Here is a 16,730-nt window from a genome sequence, read left to right on the forward strand (position 1 = left end):
CCCGCTCAGGCGGGCGGGGTGAACGACGACAGAGCCGTCGCAGCGATGTGATCGGCGGCGTCCTCCTCCGCCAACCGTCCTGCCGCGACTTCGGTTGCAGCACAGTGGACCAGGCTGTGCAGGACCGACGCCAGCCAGGACGACGACAGGTCGGTGCGGAAGACCCCCTCGGCACGGCCGCGCTCGATGAGATCGGTCGCGCGGGCGAGCAGGCCGTCGTGCGCGGCGCGGACGTCCTCGGCGGGAAGCGCTTGGTCGGCGGCGGCGAGCAGCGCCCCGGCGTCGGCGGTCAGCGACCACGAACCCGCGATCAGGCGATGCAGGGCGTCGCGGGGATCGCCCGTGAGGTCGATCCGGTCCACGGTCTGTTCCGCCTCGGCGAGCGCGCGCTGCACCACCGTGGTGACGAGTTCTGCGCGAGTGGGGAAGTGGCCGTAGAGGGTGACACGCCCGACGCCGGCTGCCTTGGCGATCTCCCCGATGCTCGCGTCGGGATCACGGCTCAGAGCGATGCGCGCGGCGTCGAGGATCGCCTCGATGTTCCGCTCGGCGTCCGCACGTTTCCTGGTGCGGGGGGAAGCATCGTGGGTGGTCACGGATCCTCCTCTTGTCGAACACTGATGTTCAGGTTACGCTGACCATCAACTCGAACATCACTGTTCAACTCAGGGCGGATCCTCATGACGAGCTCCGACATCACCGTTCCTGTCGATCGACCTGCGACCGGCATCGACCCGAAGGCGCTGCTACGAGGGGTGCTGCGCCGGTGGCCGAGCTTCGTCGCACTTGCCCTCGCCGCGTTCGTCCTCGCGGACGGGGGCACCGACTTCCCGGCGATCCTCACCGGCGCGGCACTCGTCTATCTCGGTGCCGCCGTACTGGGCCGTCGAAGCGCGGCCTGGCCCCTGTTCCTCGGCGCCATCGCGCTGATCGGCATCGGCAAGGTCGCCGTCGTCGCGTTCGGAGTGCCGGTCGAGATCACCGTCGTGATGGTCGCGCTCGGTGCCTCCTGCGCCGTCTACGGACTCGCGCGCACCCCGGCCGGCCGGGCGATGCTCGCCGGGCCGTCGGCCGTGGCCATGCTGGGTTTCGGTGCCGTCGCGGTGGCCGCGGTGACGGTCACCCCCGTCCCGGCGGGCGTGATCGTCGGGCTCGGACTGCTCGGTCACGCCGCGTGGGACTACATCCACTTCCGCCGGAACACCGTGGTCGCCCGCTCGCTGGCGGAGTTCTGCGGTGTGCTCGACACCCTGCTGGGTGTCGCGGTGACCGTCCTCGCCGTCTCGGGCGCGCTCTCCTGAGTCCTGAGGATCGTCAGACGACGGTCGCGTCGCCGAAGGTCATCCACAGATCGGGGATCGACGACGAGGCCAGTGCGCGTCGCGGCAGACCGAGCGATCGCAGTTCGTCGGCGATCGGATGCGTCCCCAACCGAAGGGTCGCGCCGCCGAGCCGGGTACGCACCCCGCTCGGATTCATCTCCCAGGTCGTGCACCGGGTGACATCGTCGATGTGCGAGTAGGCGGCGAGCGAGGCCGCGAGACCCTTGCCCGGCAGCGGAAGTCCGGGCGCCACGGTCAGTTCGGCGATCAGCGCTCCGTCGGCGGAGACCGAACCGCGCTTGGTGCTGCTGTCGTGGTCGGCGTCGAAGTCGGCGAGGGTCTTCGGGAAACCCCAGATGCCGCGCCCCGCCGCGAGAGTGAAGTCGCCGTCGACGGGCAGGTGGTGGATGAGCGCACCGGCCTGCCCGCCGACCAGGCTCCGCCAGTCGCCGACGATGCCGTCGCCGCGGTTGTGATGGTTGCGGACGAGGAAGCACACCCCGAACTCGTTGTACGGGCCGAGATCCCCGTCGACGTAGTCCACGAAGACGAGCGTGCAGATCCCGTGGCCCGGCCGGTACTGGAGGATTTCGAGCCCGGTGTGGGCGACGAGTTCCTGCGCGGGGCGCACGGGAACCGAGAACATACCCATGAACGCCGTGGCCGTTCGGACCTGCACGGGCATCGTGACCGGCTTGCCCAGCACCAGATGCGTCGTCGTCTCGCTCATCGCTGCCTTCCGGAAGTCGGACGTGCGTACCCCGGCAATGAGAACACGTTCCAGTTCCGGAGGGAAGGGATCAGGCGGGGGCGCCGATGTTCATCTCGTCGGGATGCGCGCCCACCCGCGTGCCGTCGTCGAGCGTGTCGAGTTCGCTGAGGTCGAGCTCGTCGAGCTCGAAGTCGAAGACGTCGATGTTCTGGGAGATGCGCTGCTCGTGCACCGACTTCGGGATGACGATCAGCCCGTTCTGCAGATGCCAGCGGATGAGCACCTGCGCGGCCGACTTGCTGTGGCGGTCGGCGATGCGCGTGACGATCGGGTCGACGAGCAGGGTGTTCGGCTTCGAGTTCGGGCCCCAGCCCGAGTTGCTCGTGCCCCCGAGCGGGCTCCACGACTCCACGGCGATGCCGTGTTCGGACCCGAACCGGCGGATCTCCTGCTGCGGCAGGTGCGGATGCAACTCCACCTGATCGACCGCCGGCAGCAGCCCGCCGCGATCGACCAGCAACTGCAGGTGGTGCGGTTCGAAGTTGCACACCCCGACCGCCTTCGCACGCCCGGACTCGGCGATCTTCTCGAGGGCGTCCCAGGTGCGCAGGATCCGTTCGCGGTCCTGCAGCGGCCAGTGGATCAGGTACAGGTCGACGTACTCGGTGCCCAGCTTCTTCAGGCTCGTGTCGAAGGCCTTCAGCGCCGGCTCGTAGCCCTGATCGGCGTTCCACAGCTTCGTGGTGACGAAGATGTCCTCGCGCGGCACCGACGACGCGGCGAGCGCGCGGCCGACGCCTTCCTCGTTGCCGTAGGCCGCGGCCGTGTCGATGTGCCGGTAACCGGCCTCGTCGATCGCGTATCGGACCGCGTGTTCGGTCTCGTCGTTGGTGGCCTGCCAGACTCCCAGGCCCAGCTGCGGGATCGTCGTTCCGGAGTTCAGCGTGATCGTGGGAGGTGTCATCTTTCCGACGTTAGCGAGCCGCCGCGGCGGGCGCGAGGAATCCCGGACGATCAGGTGTCCTCCGACCCGTCGGTGTCGAACTCACCCGTCGGTGTCGAACTCACCCGTCGGGGGACGGGAGGCGAGGAGCGCCGCCCACGCATCGACCTCCCGGCGGCTCGCCAGCCGCACGACCGGCAGATCGGCGCGCTCGACGAGCAGCGGCCGCACCGCGGTGTACTGCCACTCCGTCACCCAGCGTGGTTGCGCGGTGAACTCCTCGACGTCCTCGCGGAAGGACGGACGCGGCGTCCAGTTCGGTCCGTGGTGGAGCCCGTCGATCTCGACGTGCGGAAGGTCGAGGATCTCCCCGATCCTCGCGGCGAGGGTCGTCTTGCCGGAACCGGACGTCCCCGCCACGAGGACGCGGCGGGGACGAACGGGAAGCGGAACCGAGGAATCGAGGAGGCACATCACCGATCTTTCGCAGGGATCGCCGCCGACGATATTGCTCAGGCGGATACCGCGCTCAGGTATTCGCGCGGTTGCCCGAACAACTGGGCGCTGCCGTGCGCCCGCTTGAAGAACAACTGCGCGTCGTGCTCCCAGGTGATCGCGATCCCGCCGTGCAGCTGCACGGCCTCCGACGCGACCTGCTGGAAGGCCTCCGAACAGTAGATCTTCGCCGCGTACGCGTCCTGCGGATCCTGCGACAACGCAGCCGCATACGACATCGACCGCGCCGTCTCCACGAGCGCGTACATGTCGGCCATGCGGTGCTTGAGCGCCTGGAACGACCCGATCGCGCGACCGAACTGCTTGCGGTTCTTCGCGTAGTCGACGGTCAGGTCGAGCACGGCCTGCGCGGCGCCCACCTGCTCGGCCGACAGGGCGATCGCCGCGGACGCCCGCAACCGGTCGACGAGATCGTCGGACGACGCCAGGCGACGACCGGTCACCGCCGAGAACGACACCTCCGCGAGGGAACGCGTGGGATCCATCGTGGGCACGCGGCGCCGCGACACCCCGTCGGTCTCCGGATCGACCTCGAACAGGCCGACCGTGTCACCGTCGGCGGCGAGCACGAGCAGGGTGGACGCGATGTCGCCGCCGAGCACGTAGTGCGCGGTTCCGGTCAGCACGTCGCCCTCGGCGCTCACGCCGCGACGCTGCCAGCCGGCGGCCGACGCCCAGCACACCGCGACGACCTCGCCGGCGGCAATGCCGGGGAGCAGACGCGCCGCCGCGTCGGCGTCACCGGACAGCAGCACGGTCTGCGCCGCGAGCACTGCCGACCCCAGGAACGGCGACGGCGTGAGCGTGCGGCCGAGTTCCTCGAGCACCACGTGGGTCTCGACCCACGAGGCGCCCACACCGTCGTATTCCTCCGGGACGGCGAGGGCTGCGACCCCGACCTGCTCGACGAGCATCGTCCACAGTTCGTCGTCGTACCCGCTGCCGGTGGTGATCGCCCGCCGGACGGCAGCCGAATCGGAGTGCTTGGCGAGCAGGGTGCGCACCGAGTCCCGCAGTGCGGCGCGCTCTTCCGTCTCGAACGTCACGACGCCTCGCTCTCGAGTGCCGCGACCACGCGTGCCCGGTGCTCGTCGGGGGTGCCCCACGCGGTGACGAGCGCGCGGACCTTCGTGATCCACAGCGACAGATCGTATTCCTGGGTGTAGCCGATGGCGCCGTGCACCTGCAAGGCCGTACGCGCGGCGAGATAGGCGGCGTCGCCGCACGCGACCTTCGCGGCCGAGACATCCCGGGACGCGGTGGACAGCTCGTCGCGGACGGCGATGGCCGCGCCGTGCAGCAGCGGATGTGCCATCTCCAGCGCGACCGCCACCTCGGCGAGATGGTGCTTGACCGCCTGGAAGGAGCCGATCGCGCGACCGAACTGCTTGCGTTGCTGCGCGTACTCGACGGTGGTGTCGAGCAGGGTCCGGCCCAGGCCCTGGAGCTGAGCTGCGGACGCGAGGACACCGATGTCGAAAGCCGCAGCGGTATCGGCGGATCCGAGCGACTCGCCGACGGTGAGCGAGGCGAGCGTGCGCGACCGATCGACCGACTCGCGCGTGTCTCCGGCGGTGCCGACCGAAACGGTGCCGCCGGCCACGTGCAGCGCGAGGTCGGCGACGTGCGCGTCGACCGCGTACGGCGCGTGGGGGAGCATCGCGACGGTGGCGAGCGAGCCGGCGGCAAGAGGACCGAGACGCTCGGGTGCCACGGCGGCGAGCAGAACCGGTGCCACCGCGACGGTTTCGACCACCGGGCCGGGTACGGCGTGGCGGCCGAGCTGTTCGACGGCGACGACGAGGTCGACCGCGTCGGCCCCGAGGCCGTCGTGCTCCTCGGCGACGAGCAGACCGTTGACGCCGGTCTCGGCCAGTCGCTCCCACACCTGCAGACCCGGTGTCGTGTCGCCGCTGTTCCATGCACGGATCACCTGCGGCATGTCCGACTTGGTGAGCAGGGCGTCGATACTGGACGCGAAGTCCTCATGGGACTCGTCGAGTGCGAATCTCATCGATCACCCCTCGGAAGGCCGAGCAGCCGCTCGGCGATGACGTTCTTCTGGATTTCGTTGGTACCGGCGTAGATCGGGCCCGACAGCGAGAACAGATAACCGTCGGTCCAGCCGTCGACGAGTTCGGCGTCCGCGCCTTGCAGGTCGAGCGCCGTCTCGTGCGCGGCGATGTCCCATTCGGACCAGAACACCTTGTTGATCGACGATTCGGCGCCGAGCTGCCCGCCCGCGGTCAGGCGCGTGACGGTCGCCCAGGTCGACAGCTCGTAGGCGCGGGCCCCGATCCACGCGTCGGCGACGCGGTTGCGCAGCGCGGTGTCGCCGTGGAGGTCGGATTCGCCGTAGGCGCGCAGCAGTCGGTCGGTGGCTGCGAGGAAACGGCCCGGTGCACGCAGCGACAGACCGCGCTCGTTGGAGGCGGTGCTCATCGCGACCCGCCATCCCTCGTTCACCGCACCGATCACACCGGATTCGCCGGGACGCTCCGGGTCGTCGGGGACGAAGACGTCCTCGAGGAAGATCTCCGCGAAGCCGGGTTCCCCGTCGAGCTGCGGGATCGGTCGCACGGTGACGCCCTCGGCCCGCAGGTCGAACATGAAGTAGGTGATGCCCTTGTGCCGCTGGGCCTCCGGGTCGGAGCGGAACAGGCCGAAGCCCATGTCGGCGTAGGACGCCCGCGAGCTCCACGTCTTCTGGCCGTTGAGCAGCCAGCCGCCGTCGACCTTCGTGGCGGTCGAGCGCAGCGACGCGAGGTCGGAGCCGGACTCGGGTTCCGACCAGGCCTGGGCCCAGATGTCGTCGGCCCGGGCCATACGGGGCATGATGCGGGCGAGCTGCTCGGGGTGGGCGTGCTCGAACAGGGTGGGGGCGAGCAGGAAGATGCCGTTCTGGCTCACCCGGCCGGGCGCGCCGGCGCGGTAGTACTCCTCCTCGAACACGACCCACTGCTCGAGGGTCGCGTCGCGGCCGCCGAGTTCCTCGGGCCAGGAGACGACCGACAGGCGTGCATCGGCGAGGGTGCGTTCCCACTGCCGGTGTTCTTCGAAGCCCTCGGCCGTGTCCATCGATTTCAGCGGCGTCTTGGGGACGTTCTCGGCGAGGAAGGCGCGTACCTCGTCGCGGAACGCGAGGGTGGTGTCGTCGAGCTGCAGATCCACTACTTCGCCCCTTCCACCGGACGGGCGCTCGCGGCCATCGACTTGGCGTTCATGCCACCGAGAGAGTCGGCGCCGACCTCGGCGTTGTGCGCGTGTGCGAAGTGGTGCAGGCCGAACACCGAATCCATGCCGTTGCGCATGCCCATCTGGTCCTCGCACTGGTTGACGGCGCGCTTGGTGAGCGCGAGACCGAAGCGCGGCATCTCCGCGATGCGGGCGGCGAGGGCGAGCGTCTCGTTCTCGAGCTCCTCGCGCGGCACGACCCGGTTGACCATGCCCACCTCGTAGGCGCGCTGGGCGCTGAAACGGTCACCGGTGTAGAGGATCTCCTTCGCGAAGCGCGTTCCGAGGATCCACGGGTGCGCGAAGTACTCGACGCCCGGGATGCCCATGCGGACCACGGGATCGGAGAAGAAGGCGTCCTCGGACGCGACGATCAGGTCGCACACCCACGCCAGCATGAGACCGCCGGCGATGCAGGCGCCCTGCACCGACGCGATGGTGGGCTTGGGGATCTCGCGCCAGCGGCGGCACATCCCCAGGTATACCTCCATCTCACGGGCGTAGCGCTGGTCGCCGCCGGGCTTGTCGACGTGGTCCCACCACATCACGGCCTTGTTGTCGTAGTGGACGTGGTGGTCGCGGCCCGGGGTGCCCAGATCGTGGCCGGCGGAGAAGTGCTTGCCGTTGCCGGCCAGCACGATCACCTTGACCTCGTCGTCCTCGACGGCCTTCTCGAAGGCGGCGTCGAGTGCGTAGGTCATGACCGAGTTCTGGGCGTTGCGGTAGTCGGGTCGGTTGAGAGTGACGATCGCGACGCCGTCGCGCACCTCATAGGTGACGACATCGGGCTCGAACGGGACGGTCATGACTTCTCCTCACGCAGAACGTTCTTCAGTACCTTGCCGGACGGGTTTCGGGGCAGCGTATCGACGAACCGAACCGATCGCGGCGCTTTGAAGTTGGCGAGTTTCTCTCGGGCATAGGCGATCACGTCGTCCTCGGTGAGCGGATGTCCGTCCAGCGGGACCACGAACGCTCGGCCGACCTCACCCATGCGCTCGTCGGGGACACCGATCACCGCGACCTCGTGGACTCCCGGCAGGCGCAGCAGTGCCGCTTCGACCTCCGCCGGATAGACGTTGAATCCGCCGCTGATGTACATGTCCTTGAGGCGGTCGGTGATGTCGAGATAGCCGCGCTCGTCGAGGGTTCCGACGTCGCCGGTGTGCAGCCATCCGTCCTCGTCGACGGTCTTGGCGGTGGCCTCGGGATCGTCGAGATAACCGAGCATGACGTTCGGGCCGCGCAGCAGGATCTCGCCCTTGTCGCCGATGCGCACCTCGAACTCGGCGGTGGCGCGTCCGGACGAGGTGGAGACGGTGACGGGATCGTCGTCGGTGCGGCACATCGTCGCGACGACCGCCTCGGTCTGCCCGTAGGCGGTGAGCACCGCGTCGAAGCTCAGTTCGTTCTGCATGCGTTCGACGAGGGAGACGGGCACGGGTGCGGCGCCGGTGACGGCGATGCGCAGGTTGCTCAGGTCGTAGTCACCGCGATGTGGGTGGTCGAGGATGGACTGGTAGATCGTCGGGGCGCCCGGGAGCACGCTGATGCGCTCGGCCGCGACCATCGCCATGACCTTCTCCACGTCGAAGGTCGCGAGGGGGATGACGGTGGAGCCGTGGAGCAGTGCGGCGACGAAACCGGCCTTGTACCCGAAGCTGTGGAAGAACGGGTTGATGATCAGGTAGTTGTCGTCGGTCGTCAGTTCGGCACACTCACCCCACGCCTGCGCCACACCGATGCACTGACGGTGGGCGCTGAGCACGCCCTTGCTGCGGCCGGTCGTGCCCGAGGTGAACAGGATGTCGGAGACGTCGTCGGGGGTCACGGCCGCGGCGCGCGCGTCGGCTTCGGTGCGGGCGGCATCGGTGGCGGAGGACAGGAAGTCCGCCCACTCGACGACTCCGTCGGTCGGCGCGTCGTTCCCGCCGAGTGGGACCCGCACGGTCGTCGGGATCGACAGTTCCGGCGCGGCCTTGCTCAGTTCGGTGTACCGGTTGCTGCCGAGGAACTCGCCGACCACGACGAGAGCCTCGGGGCGGACGCGCTCGACGACGTCGGCGGCCTCGCTTCCGGTGTAGCGGGTGTTGAGGGGTACGACGACACCGCCGGCCCAGTGCGCGCCCAGGGCCGCGATCACCCAGTGGAACGTGTTGGGCGACCAGATGACGACGCGCGCACCGCGTTCGACGCCGCGGGCGACGAGCGCCGCGGCGAAATCGCGGACGTGGTCGCGCAGTTGTGCGAAGGTCAGCCGGGTGTCGCCGTCGGCGATCGCGAGCAGGTCCGGCCAGGTGTCGGCGGCACGTACGAGTGCGGCCGGAGTGGTTCTCGGTCGTGTGTTCACAGAGCTCCCTACCTAGCAATTGCTTGGTAGGTTATCGTACGGATGTGCACGAGAGCGAGAGCCAGGAAAATGCGGAGTTCGCAGCCACCGTTCGGCAGTGGCTCGAAGACAACCTGACCGGCGAGTTCGCCGAGCTCAGGGGCAAGGGCGGACCCGGAAGCGAACACGAGTTCTTCGAACAGCGACTCGCGTGGGACCGGCATCTGGCCGCTGCCGGATGGACCTGCATCGGCTGGCCCACCGAGTACGGCGGTCGCGGCGCGAGCATGGATCAGCGCGTGATCTTCCACGAGGAGTACGCGAAGGCGAACGCCCCCGCGCGCGTCAACCACCTCGGTGAGGAACTGCTCGGGCCCACCCTCATCGCGTTCGGGACCGAGGAGCAGAGGCAGCGCTTCCTGCCCGGCATCCGCAACGTCACTGAACTGTGGGCGCAGGGCTACTCGGAACCGGGAGCCGGCTCCGACCTCGCCAACGTCTCCACCACCGCCCGCCTCGAGGGCGACAAGTGGGTGATCAACGGCCAGAAGGTCTGGACGTCGCTCGCACACGTCGCACAGTGGGCCTTCGTCGTCGCGCGGACCGAACCCGGTTCGAGCCGTCATCACGGCCTGAGCTTCCTGCTCGTACCCCTCGACCAGCCCGGCGTCACGGTGCGGCCCATCCAGCAGCTCACCGGCACCTCCGAGTTCAACGAGGTCTTCTTCGACGACGCCGTCACCGACGCCGACCTCGTCGTCGGTGCCCCCGGCGACGGATGGAAGGTCGCGATGGGTCTGCTGACCTTCGAACGCGGCGTCTCCACCCTCGGGCAGCAGATCGGCTTCGCCCGCGAACTCGACGGCATCGTCTCCGTCGCCGAGAGCAACGGTGCGATCGACGATCCGCACCTCCGCGAGCGCATCGCCCGCGCGCGGATCGGACTGCGGGTCATGCGCGCCCACGCCCTGCGTACCCTCGGCGACGCCGACCCTGGTCAGGCGTCGGTCGCGAAACTGCTGTGGGCGAACTGGCATCGCGATCTGGGTCAGCTCGCCATGGACGTGCAGGGTGCGTCGTCGCTCGTCGGCCCCGATCACGACCATGCCGGAAATCCCTCCGAGATCACCGATCCCGAGCATCTCGAGCTCGCAGAGTGGCAGCGGCTGTTCCTGTTCACCCGCGCCGACACCATCTACGGCGGATCCAACGAGATCCAGCGCAACATCATCGCCGAGCGCGTGCTCGGCCTTCCCCGGGAGGCACGTCCGTGACCGCTTCACCCCGCCCCGCATCCCCGCTCGCGACCCCGCCGGTCGAGACCCCCGGCCACGGCCTGCTCCGCGACAAGAAGGTCGTGGTCACCGCCGCCGCCGGCACCGGCATCGGATTCGCCACCGCGCGCCGCGCGCTGCTCGAGGGCGCCGACGTGCTCGTCTCCGACTTCCACGAGCGCCGGCTCGGCGAGTCCGCGGAGAAGCTCGCGGCCGAGTTCCCCGAACAGCAGGTCGCGACGATCGTGTGCGACGTGTCGTCCACCGAGCAGGTCGACGCCCTCATCGCCGGCGCCGCCGACCAGCTCGGCCGCATCGACGTGCTCGTCAACAACGCCGGACTCGGCGGGGAGACGCCCGTCGTCGAGATGACCGACGAGGAATGGGATCGCGTCCTCGACATCACCCTCACCAGCACCTTCCGCGCGACCCGCGCCGCGCTGCGCTACTTCCGTTCGGTCGACCACAACGGAGTGCTCGTCAACAACGCGTCGGTCCTCGGCTGGCGCGCGCAGCACTCGCAGGCGCACTACGCGGCGGCGAAGGCCGGCGTCATGGCCTTGACCCGCTGCTCCGCGATCGAGGCCGCCGAATACGGCGTGCGCATCAACGCCGTCGCCCCGTCCATCGCCCGGCACCCCTTCCTCGCGAAGGTCACCAGCGAGGAACTGCTCGACAACCTCGCCGCCGGTGAGGCCTACGGCCGCGCCGCCGAGGTCTGGGAGGTCGCGGCGACCATCGCGATGCTCGCCAGCGACTACACGACCTATCTGACCGGCGAGGTCGTGTCGGTCTCCTCGCAGCGCGCATGACCCCGCCCTCGGTCGGCTTGAAAGGATGTCCGTCATGACTCCCTCACGCGACGACACCTCCAGCAAGTCCGGACGCCGCGCGGAACTGCTCGACATCGCAGCCGACCTGTTCGCGTCGCGCGGTGTGCGGGCCACGACCGTGCGCGACATCGCCGATGCCGCCGGCATCCTTTCCGGCAGCCTCTACCACCATTTCGATTCGAAGGAGTCGATGGTCGACGAGATCCTGCGCGCATTCCTCGGCGACCTGTTCGACAGCTACCGCAAGATCGTCGCGTCCGACCTGCCGTCGCGTGACACGCTCGCAGCGCTGGTGACGACCTCCTACGAGGCGATCGACCGGTCGCACGCCGCCGTCGCCATCTACCAGGGTGAGGCCAAGCATCTCGAAGGCGACCGCTTCGCCTACATCGGTGAACTCAACATCGAGTTCCGCGACCTGTGGGTGGGCGTGATCGAACGCGGCGTCGCCGACGGTTCCTTCCGTCCGGATCTCGACGTCGAACTCGTCTTCCGGTTCCTGCGCGACACGGTCTGGGTCGCGGTCCGCTGGTACCGCCCGGGGGGCGCGCTCAGCATCGACCAGGTTGCCCAGCAATACCTTTCCATCGTTCTCGACGGACTGTCGAACCAGAATTCTTCCTAAGGAGACATCATGACCGAGGCCTACATCGTCGACGCGGTGCGCACCCCCATCGGCAAGAAGAAGGGTGGGCTCGCGGACGTGCACCCGGCCGACCTGGGCGCGCACGTGATCAAGGCGCTCGTCGAGCGCACGGGCATCGACCCCGCCGACGTCGACGACGTGGTGTTCGGTTGCGTCGACGCCATCGGCGGCCAGGCCGGCAACATCGCCCGCACCGCGTGGCTGGCCGCCGGTTACCCGCAGCACGTACCCGGCGTGACCGTCGACCGTCAGTGCGGGTCGAGCCAGCAGGCCCTGCACTTCGGCGCCCAGGCGATCCTCAGCAACACCGCCGACCTCATCGTCGCCGGCGGCGTGCAGAACATGACGCAGATCCCGATCTCCGCAGCCATGATCGTCGGACAGCAGTACGGCTTCGACACCCCCTTCGGCGGGTCGACCGGCTGGACCGAGCGCTACGGCAGCGACGAGGTCTCGCAGTTCAAGGGCGCCGAGATGATCGCCGAGAAGTGGGACCTCAGCCGCGAGGAACTCGAGAAGTGGGCGCTGCAGAGCCACGAGCGCGCCAAGGCTGCCATCGCCGAGGGACGCTTCGAGAACGAGATCGTGCCGCTCGGTGATGCGGCCGTCGACGAGGGCCCGCGCGAGACCAGCCTCGAGAAGATGGCGTCGCTGCAGCCGCTCGTCGAGGGTGGTCGTCTCACCGCCGCCGTCGCCAGCCAGATCTCCGACGGTGCGTCCGCGGTGCTGCTCGCCTCCGACGAGGCCGTGAAGAAGTACGGATTGAAGCCCCGCGCGCGCATCCACCACCTCAGCGCCCGCGGCGACGACCCGATCTTCATGCTCACCGCTCCCATCCCGGCGACGCAGTACGCCCTCGAGAAGACCGGTCTGACGATCGACGACATCGACCTCATCGAGATCAACGAGGCCTTCGCGCCGGTCGTCCTGGCGTGGATCAAGGAGATCGGCGCCGACCCGTCGAAGGTCAACGTCAACGGGGGCGCGATCGCCCTCGGTCACCCGCTCGGCGCGACCGGCACCAAGCTCATGTCGACGCTGCTCAACGAACTCGAGCGCACCGGTGGCCGCTACGGCCTGCTCACCATCTGCGAGGGTGGCGGCACCGCCAACGTGACCATCATCGAACGCATCTGACCTGCTCCTTCACATTCGCGCGCCCGTTCGTCATCCGCTGCAGCAATTGCCGTAGCGGATCGACAGCGGGCGCGCGAATGTTCGGTTCGGCACTCGAGTGGCGTCTACCCTCGAAGCATGTGCCGGAACATCACGGAGCTGCGCGGGCTCGAGCCGGCTGCGACCGCCGAGGAGATCGAAGCGGCCGCGCGGCAGTACGTCCGTAAGGTCAGCGGGATCCACAAACTCTCCGACGCCACCCGGGAACCGTTCGAGCAGGCCGTCGCCGAGGTCACTGCGACGACCACGAGATTGCTCGCGTCCCTTCCCGAGCGGCGGCAACCACCGCCGACGGTCCCACCGCTGCGTCGGCCCGAGGTGCAGGCGCGGATCGCCGCACGCGGCTGATCGATTCCGGTTCCTTCGTCGACGCGCGCGAGTAGCGTGACGCTGGTCGAGAATCGAGCACGTTCGAGGCCCGTCGCGACTTCCGCGGACCCGCGGCGAGCCCGGTGAGGAGCCGATATGGCCGTGGACCCGGCGCCACAGAACAGCGAGGTCGAATACCTCCGGACCGATCCCGATCTTCCTCCTGTCGGTGTCGTCGACCGGACACCGATCTCACCGACCGCACGGATCGTCTTCCTCGTACTCGCGATCCTGGGCGCCGTCGCCTGGTCGATCATCGCGCTGGTCCGCGGTGAAGAGATCAACGCGGTCTGGTTCGTCATCGCCGCCGTCTGCACCTATCTCGTCGCGTATCGCTTCTACGCGAAGTTCATCGAACGCAGGATCGTCCAGCCACGCGACGACCGTGCGACCCCCGCCGAGGAACTGGAGAACGGCAAGGACTACATGCCGACCGACCGTCGGGTGTTGTTCGGCCATCACTTCGCGGCGATCGCCGGGGCCGGCCCACTCGTCGGCCCGGTGCTCGCCGCTCAGATGGGTTATCTGCCCGGCACGATCTGGATCATCGTCGGCGTCGTCTTCGCCGGTGCCGTCCAGGACTTCCTCGTCCTGTGGATCTCGTCGCGCCGACGCGGGCGCAGCCTCGGTCAGATGGCCCGGGAGGAACTCGGGCCCATCGGCGGTGTCGCCGCGATCATCGCGGTCCTCGTCATCATGATCATCCTCATCGCGGTACTGGCGCTGGTGGTCGTCAACGCCCTCGCCGAGAGCCCCTGGGGTCTGTTCTCCATCGCGATGACGATCCCCATCGCCCTGTTCATGGGCGTCTACCTCCGGTACCTGCGTCCCGGCAAGGTCGCGGAGGTCTCGCTCATCGGTGTGGTCCTGCTGGTCACCGCGATCATTGCGGGCGGATGGGTAGCCGAGACCGACTGGGGCACCGACTGGTTCACCCTGTCGCCGGTGGCGATCTCCTGGCTGATGATCGCCTACGGTTTCGCCGCGTCGGTGCTGCCCGTGTGGCTGCTGCTCGCCCCGCGCGACTATCTGTCGACCTTCATGAAGGTCGGCACCATCGTGCTGCTGGCCATCGGCATCCTCGTCGCGCGTCCCGTCCTGGAGATGCCCGACGTCACCTCCTTCGCGATCGAGGGCAACGGCCCGGCCTTCGCCGGATCGTTGTTCCCGTTCCTGTTCATCACCATCGCGTGCGGCGCACTGTCGGGATTCCACGCGCTGATCTCCTCGGGCACCACCCCGAAGCTGATCGAGAAGGAGAAGCAGATCCGGCTCATCGGCTACGGGGGCATGCTCACCGAGTCGTTCGTCGCGATCATGGCGCTGGTCACCGCATGCATCATCGACCAGCACCTGTACTTCACGCTCAACGCACCGGCCGCCCTCACCGGCGGCACCCCCGAGACCGCCGCCGCCTACGTCAACGGACTCGGTCTCGGCTCACCGGACATCACCCCGGAACAGATCGCCGCCGCCGCGGAAGGCGTGGGGGAGGAATCGATCATCTCCCGCACCGGTGGTGCCCCGACCCTCGCGTTCGGTATGTCTCAGGTGCTCAGCGACCTGTTCGGCGGCGACAGCCTCAAGTCGTTCTGGTACCACTTCGCGATCATGTTCGAGGCGCTGTTCATCCTCACCACCGTCGACGCCGGCACGCGCGTCGCCCGGTTCATGCTCTCGGATTCGCTCGGCAACCTCGGCGGACCCGCACAGCGGTTCAAGGATCCGTCCTGGCGTCCGGGTGCCTGGTTCTGCTCGTTCGTGGTGGTCGCCGCGTGGGGCGGGATCCTGCTGATGGGCGTGACCGACCCGCTGGGCGGCATCAACACCCTCTTCCCGTTGTTCGGCATCGCCAACCAGCTGCTCGCGGCGATCGCCCTGACGGTGGTGCTCGCCATCGTCGTGAAGAAGGGCCTGGTGAAGTGGGCCTGGATCCCCGGTGTGCCGTTGGTGTGGGATCTGATCGTGACCATGACGGCGTCGTGGCAGAAGATCTTCTCCGGCGACCGTGCGGTCGGTTACTGGGCGCAGCACCGCGCCTTCGTCGACGCGAAGAACTCCGGCGCGACCACCTTCGGGTCGGCGAAGACGGCGGACGAGATAGACGCCGTCATCCGCAACACCTTCATCCAGGGCACACTGTCGATCGTGTTCGCCGTTCTCGTGTTGATCGTCTTCGTGGCCGGGGTGGTGGTGTGCATCAGATCGATCCGTGCCGGAGGCATGCCCACCACCGAGACCCCGGCGGTGCCGTCGAAGATCTTCGCCCCGGCCGGTTTCGTGCCGACCCCGGTGGAACGGGAACTGCAGAAGGAGTGGGACGAACTCATCGCGTCGGGCAAGGTCCGTGCACCGGGCGCCGCGCACGCGTTCGTCGAACATCGGGACCAGGATCTGTCGTGATCACCGCACTGCGACGTGCGTGGTGGTGGATCGGTGCCGTCATGGGCGACCACGACTACGCGCGGTACGTCGAAGTACACCGCCGGAAGCATCCCGATCGACCGCCGTTGAGCGAACGCGACTACTGGCGGGAACGGCACGCCGCGGCCGACTCGAACCCTGGAAGCCGATGCTGCTGAACAGGGGAGGACGGGCATGACGCAGTACGAATCGATCCGCGTCGAGACACGCGATCGGGTGACGACGGTGATCATGACCCGTCCCGAGCGCCGGAACGCCGTCGACGGTCCGATGGCCGCCGAACTCGCCGACGCGTTCCGGGCCTTCGACACCGACCCCGACGCCGACGTCGCCGTCCTCTACGGCGACGGTGGGAACTTCTGTGCGGGAGCGAACCTCAAGGCCATCGGGACCGAGGAACAGAACGTCCTCGGTGAGAACGGCGACGGACCGATGGGGCCGACACGCATGTCGCTGTCGAAGCCGGTGATCGCGGCGGTGGAGGGTTACGCGGTGGCCGGCGGACTCGAACTGGCGATCTGGTGCGATCTGCGGGTGGTGTCCGCCGATGCGGTGTTCGGTGTCTTCTGCCGCAGGTGGGGTGTGCCACTGATCGACGGCGGGACCGTTCGGCTGCCCCGCCTCATCGGCGCGAGCCGGGCCATGGACATGATCCTGACCGGCCGTCCGGTCGATGCCGCGGAAGCGCTCGACTTCGGTCTGGCCAACCGCGTGGTCGAACCGGGAACAACACGCGAGGTCGCCGAGGACATGGCGCGGGAGATCGCCGGCTTCCCACAGACGTGCATGCGCAACGACCGGTGGTCGGTCCACGCGCAGTTCGGCCGTTCCGAATCCGACGCGCTCGCATTCGAGTTCACGGTCGGCATGCAGTCCCTAGAGAGCGATGCGGCCGGCGGGGCCGCCCGCTTCGCGTCCGGGGAGGGGCGGCACGGATCGTTCTCCTGATCCC

At 68.6% G+C, this 16,730-nt stretch carries 18 protein-coding genes; 9 read left to right on the forward strand and 9 right to left on the reverse strand.

Going from position 1 to position 16,730, the window contains the following annotated elements; genetic code table 11:
• Positions 1-5: 5 nt before the first annotated feature.
• Positions 6-596 carry a TetR/AcrR family transcriptional regulator gene (locus LPH33_RS02595; protein ID WP_229566943.1) on the reverse strand — a complete coding sequence of 197 codons (591 nt, stop codon included), beginning with the start codon at positions 594-596 and terminating at the stop codon, positions 6-8.
• Between the two features lie 84 nt (positions 597-680).
• Between LPH33_RS02595 and LPH33_RS02600 the strand changes: the two genes are divergently transcribed.
• On the forward strand, positions 681-1,301 hold the full coding sequence (locus tag LPH33_RS02600) for a hypothetical protein (RefSeq protein WP_229566944.1): 621 nt from the start codon (positions 681-683) through the stop codon (positions 1,299-1,301).
• Positions 1,302-1,314: 13 nt separating this feature from the next.
• On the opposite strand, the gene LPH33_RS02605 is transcribed toward LPH33_RS02600, so the two are convergent.
• From LPH33_RS02605 to LPH33_RS02640, 8 genes are all read right to left on the reverse strand, one after another.
• On the reverse strand, positions 1,315-2,052 hold the full coding sequence (locus LPH33_RS02605) for an acetoacetate decarboxylase family protein (protein ID WP_229566945.1): 738 nt from the start codon (positions 2,050-2,052) through the stop codon (positions 1,315-1,317).
• A gap of 70 nt (positions 2,053-2,122) precedes the next feature.
• A complete protein-coding gene (locus LPH33_RS02610) occupies positions 2,123-2,998 on the reverse strand; it encodes an aldo/keto reductase (RefSeq protein ID WP_229566946.1) in 876 nt (291 codons plus the stop codon).
• An 81-nt stretch (positions 2,999-3,079) separates the two neighbouring features.
• Positions 3,080-3,451 carry a hypothetical protein gene (locus tag LPH33_RS02615; RefSeq protein ID WP_160877766.1) on the reverse strand — a complete coding sequence of 124 codons (372 nt, stop codon included), beginning with the start codon at positions 3,449-3,451 and terminating at the stop codon, positions 3,080-3,082.
• A 38-nt stretch (positions 3,452-3,489) separates the two neighbouring features.
• Entirely contained in the window at positions 3,490-4,539 is a 1,050-nt protein-coding gene (locus tag LPH33_RS02620; protein WP_160877764.1) for an acyl-CoA dehydrogenase family protein, read from the reverse strand.
• The gene (locus LPH33_RS02625) at positions 4,536-5,507 is read right to left on the reverse strand and encodes an acyl-CoA dehydrogenase family protein (protein ID WP_229566947.1); all 972 of its coding nucleotides are present in this window, start codon (positions 5,505-5,507) and stop codon (positions 4,536-4,538) included. Before LPH33_RS02625 ends, LPH33_RS02620 begins: the two co-directional genes overlap by 4 nt.
• Positions 5,504-6,664: an acyl-CoA dehydrogenase family protein gene (locus LPH33_RS02630; protein ID WP_088897587.1), complete on the reverse strand. Its 1,161-nt coding sequence runs from the start codon at positions 6,662-6,664 to the stop codon at positions 5,504-5,506. Before LPH33_RS02630 ends, LPH33_RS02625 begins: the two co-directional genes overlap by 4 nt.
• The gene (locus tag LPH33_RS02635; protein ID WP_229566948.1) at positions 6,664-7,533 is read right to left on the reverse strand and encodes an enoyl-CoA hydratase; all 870 of its coding nucleotides are present in this window, start codon (positions 7,531-7,533) and stop codon (positions 6,664-6,666) included. Before LPH33_RS02635 ends, LPH33_RS02630 begins: the two co-directional genes overlap by 1 nt.
• Positions 7,530-9,077 (reverse strand): FadD3 family acyl-CoA ligase, encoded by a 1,548-nt coding sequence (locus LPH33_RS02640; protein ID WP_229566949.1) that lies wholly within the window; start codon positions 9,075-9,077, stop codon positions 7,530-7,532. The genes LPH33_RS02635 and LPH33_RS02640 overlap by 4 nt, the downstream gene beginning before the upstream one ends.
• 44 nt (positions 9,078-9,121) lie before the next feature.
• Here LPH33_RS02640 and LPH33_RS02645 point away from each other — a divergent pair, with 44 nt between their 5' ends.
• From LPH33_RS02645 to LPH33_RS02680, 8 genes are all read left to right on the forward strand, one after another.
• A complete protein-coding gene (locus LPH33_RS02645; RefSeq protein ID WP_088897585.1) occupies positions 9,122-10,330 on the forward strand; it encodes an acyl-CoA dehydrogenase family protein in 1,209 nt (402 codons plus the stop codon).
• The gene (locus LPH33_RS02650) at positions 10,327-11,142 is read left to right on the forward strand and encodes an SDR family oxidoreductase (RefSeq protein WP_088897584.1); all 816 of its coding nucleotides are present in this window, start codon (positions 10,327-10,329) and stop codon (positions 11,140-11,142) included. Before LPH33_RS02645 ends, LPH33_RS02650 begins: the two co-directional genes overlap by 4 nt.
• Positions 11,143-11,176: 34 nt before the next feature.
• On the forward strand, positions 11,177-11,788 hold the full coding sequence (locus LPH33_RS02655; RefSeq protein ID WP_088897583.1) for a TetR/AcrR family transcriptional regulator: 612 nt from the start codon (positions 11,177-11,179) through the stop codon (positions 11,786-11,788).
• 9 nt (positions 11,789-11,797) lie between these two features.
• Positions 11,798-12,946 (forward strand): acetyl-CoA C-acetyltransferase, encoded by a 1,149-nt coding sequence (locus tag LPH33_RS02660; RefSeq protein ID WP_229566950.1) that lies wholly within the window; start codon positions 11,798-11,800, stop codon positions 12,944-12,946.
• Positions 12,947-13,063: 117 nt separating this feature from the next.
• Positions 13,064-13,333, forward strand: coding sequence for a DUF2277 domain-containing protein (locus LPH33_RS02665; RefSeq protein ID WP_059382537.1), 270 nt, complete (start codon positions 13,064-13,066; stop codon positions 13,331-13,333).
• 117 nt (positions 13,334-13,450) lie between these two features.
• On the forward strand, positions 13,451-15,757 hold the full coding sequence (locus LPH33_RS02670; RefSeq protein ID WP_059382536.1) for a carbon starvation CstA family protein: 2,307 nt from the start codon (positions 13,451-13,453) through the stop codon (positions 15,755-15,757).
• Positions 15,754-15,936, forward strand: a complete 183-nt coding sequence (locus LPH33_RS02675; protein WP_189637500.1) for a YbdD/YjiX family protein — start codon at positions 15,754-15,756, stop codon at positions 15,934-15,936. Before LPH33_RS02670 ends, LPH33_RS02675 begins: the two co-directional genes overlap by 4 nt.
• A 16-nt stretch (positions 15,937-15,952) precedes the next feature.
• The gene (locus LPH33_RS02680) at positions 15,953-16,726 is read left to right on the forward strand and encodes a crotonase/enoyl-CoA hydratase family protein (RefSeq protein WP_059382535.1); all 774 of its coding nucleotides are present in this window, start codon (positions 15,953-15,955) and stop codon (positions 16,724-16,726) included.
• The last annotated feature ends 4 nt before the right edge of the window (positions 16,727-16,730 follow it).

The organism is Rhodococcus sp. RDE2, assembly GCF_020885655.1.
In the GTDB taxonomy this organism is placed as follows: Bacteria; Actinomycetota; Actinomycetes; order Mycobacteriales; family Mycobacteriaceae; genus Rhodococcus; species Rhodococcus pyridinivorans.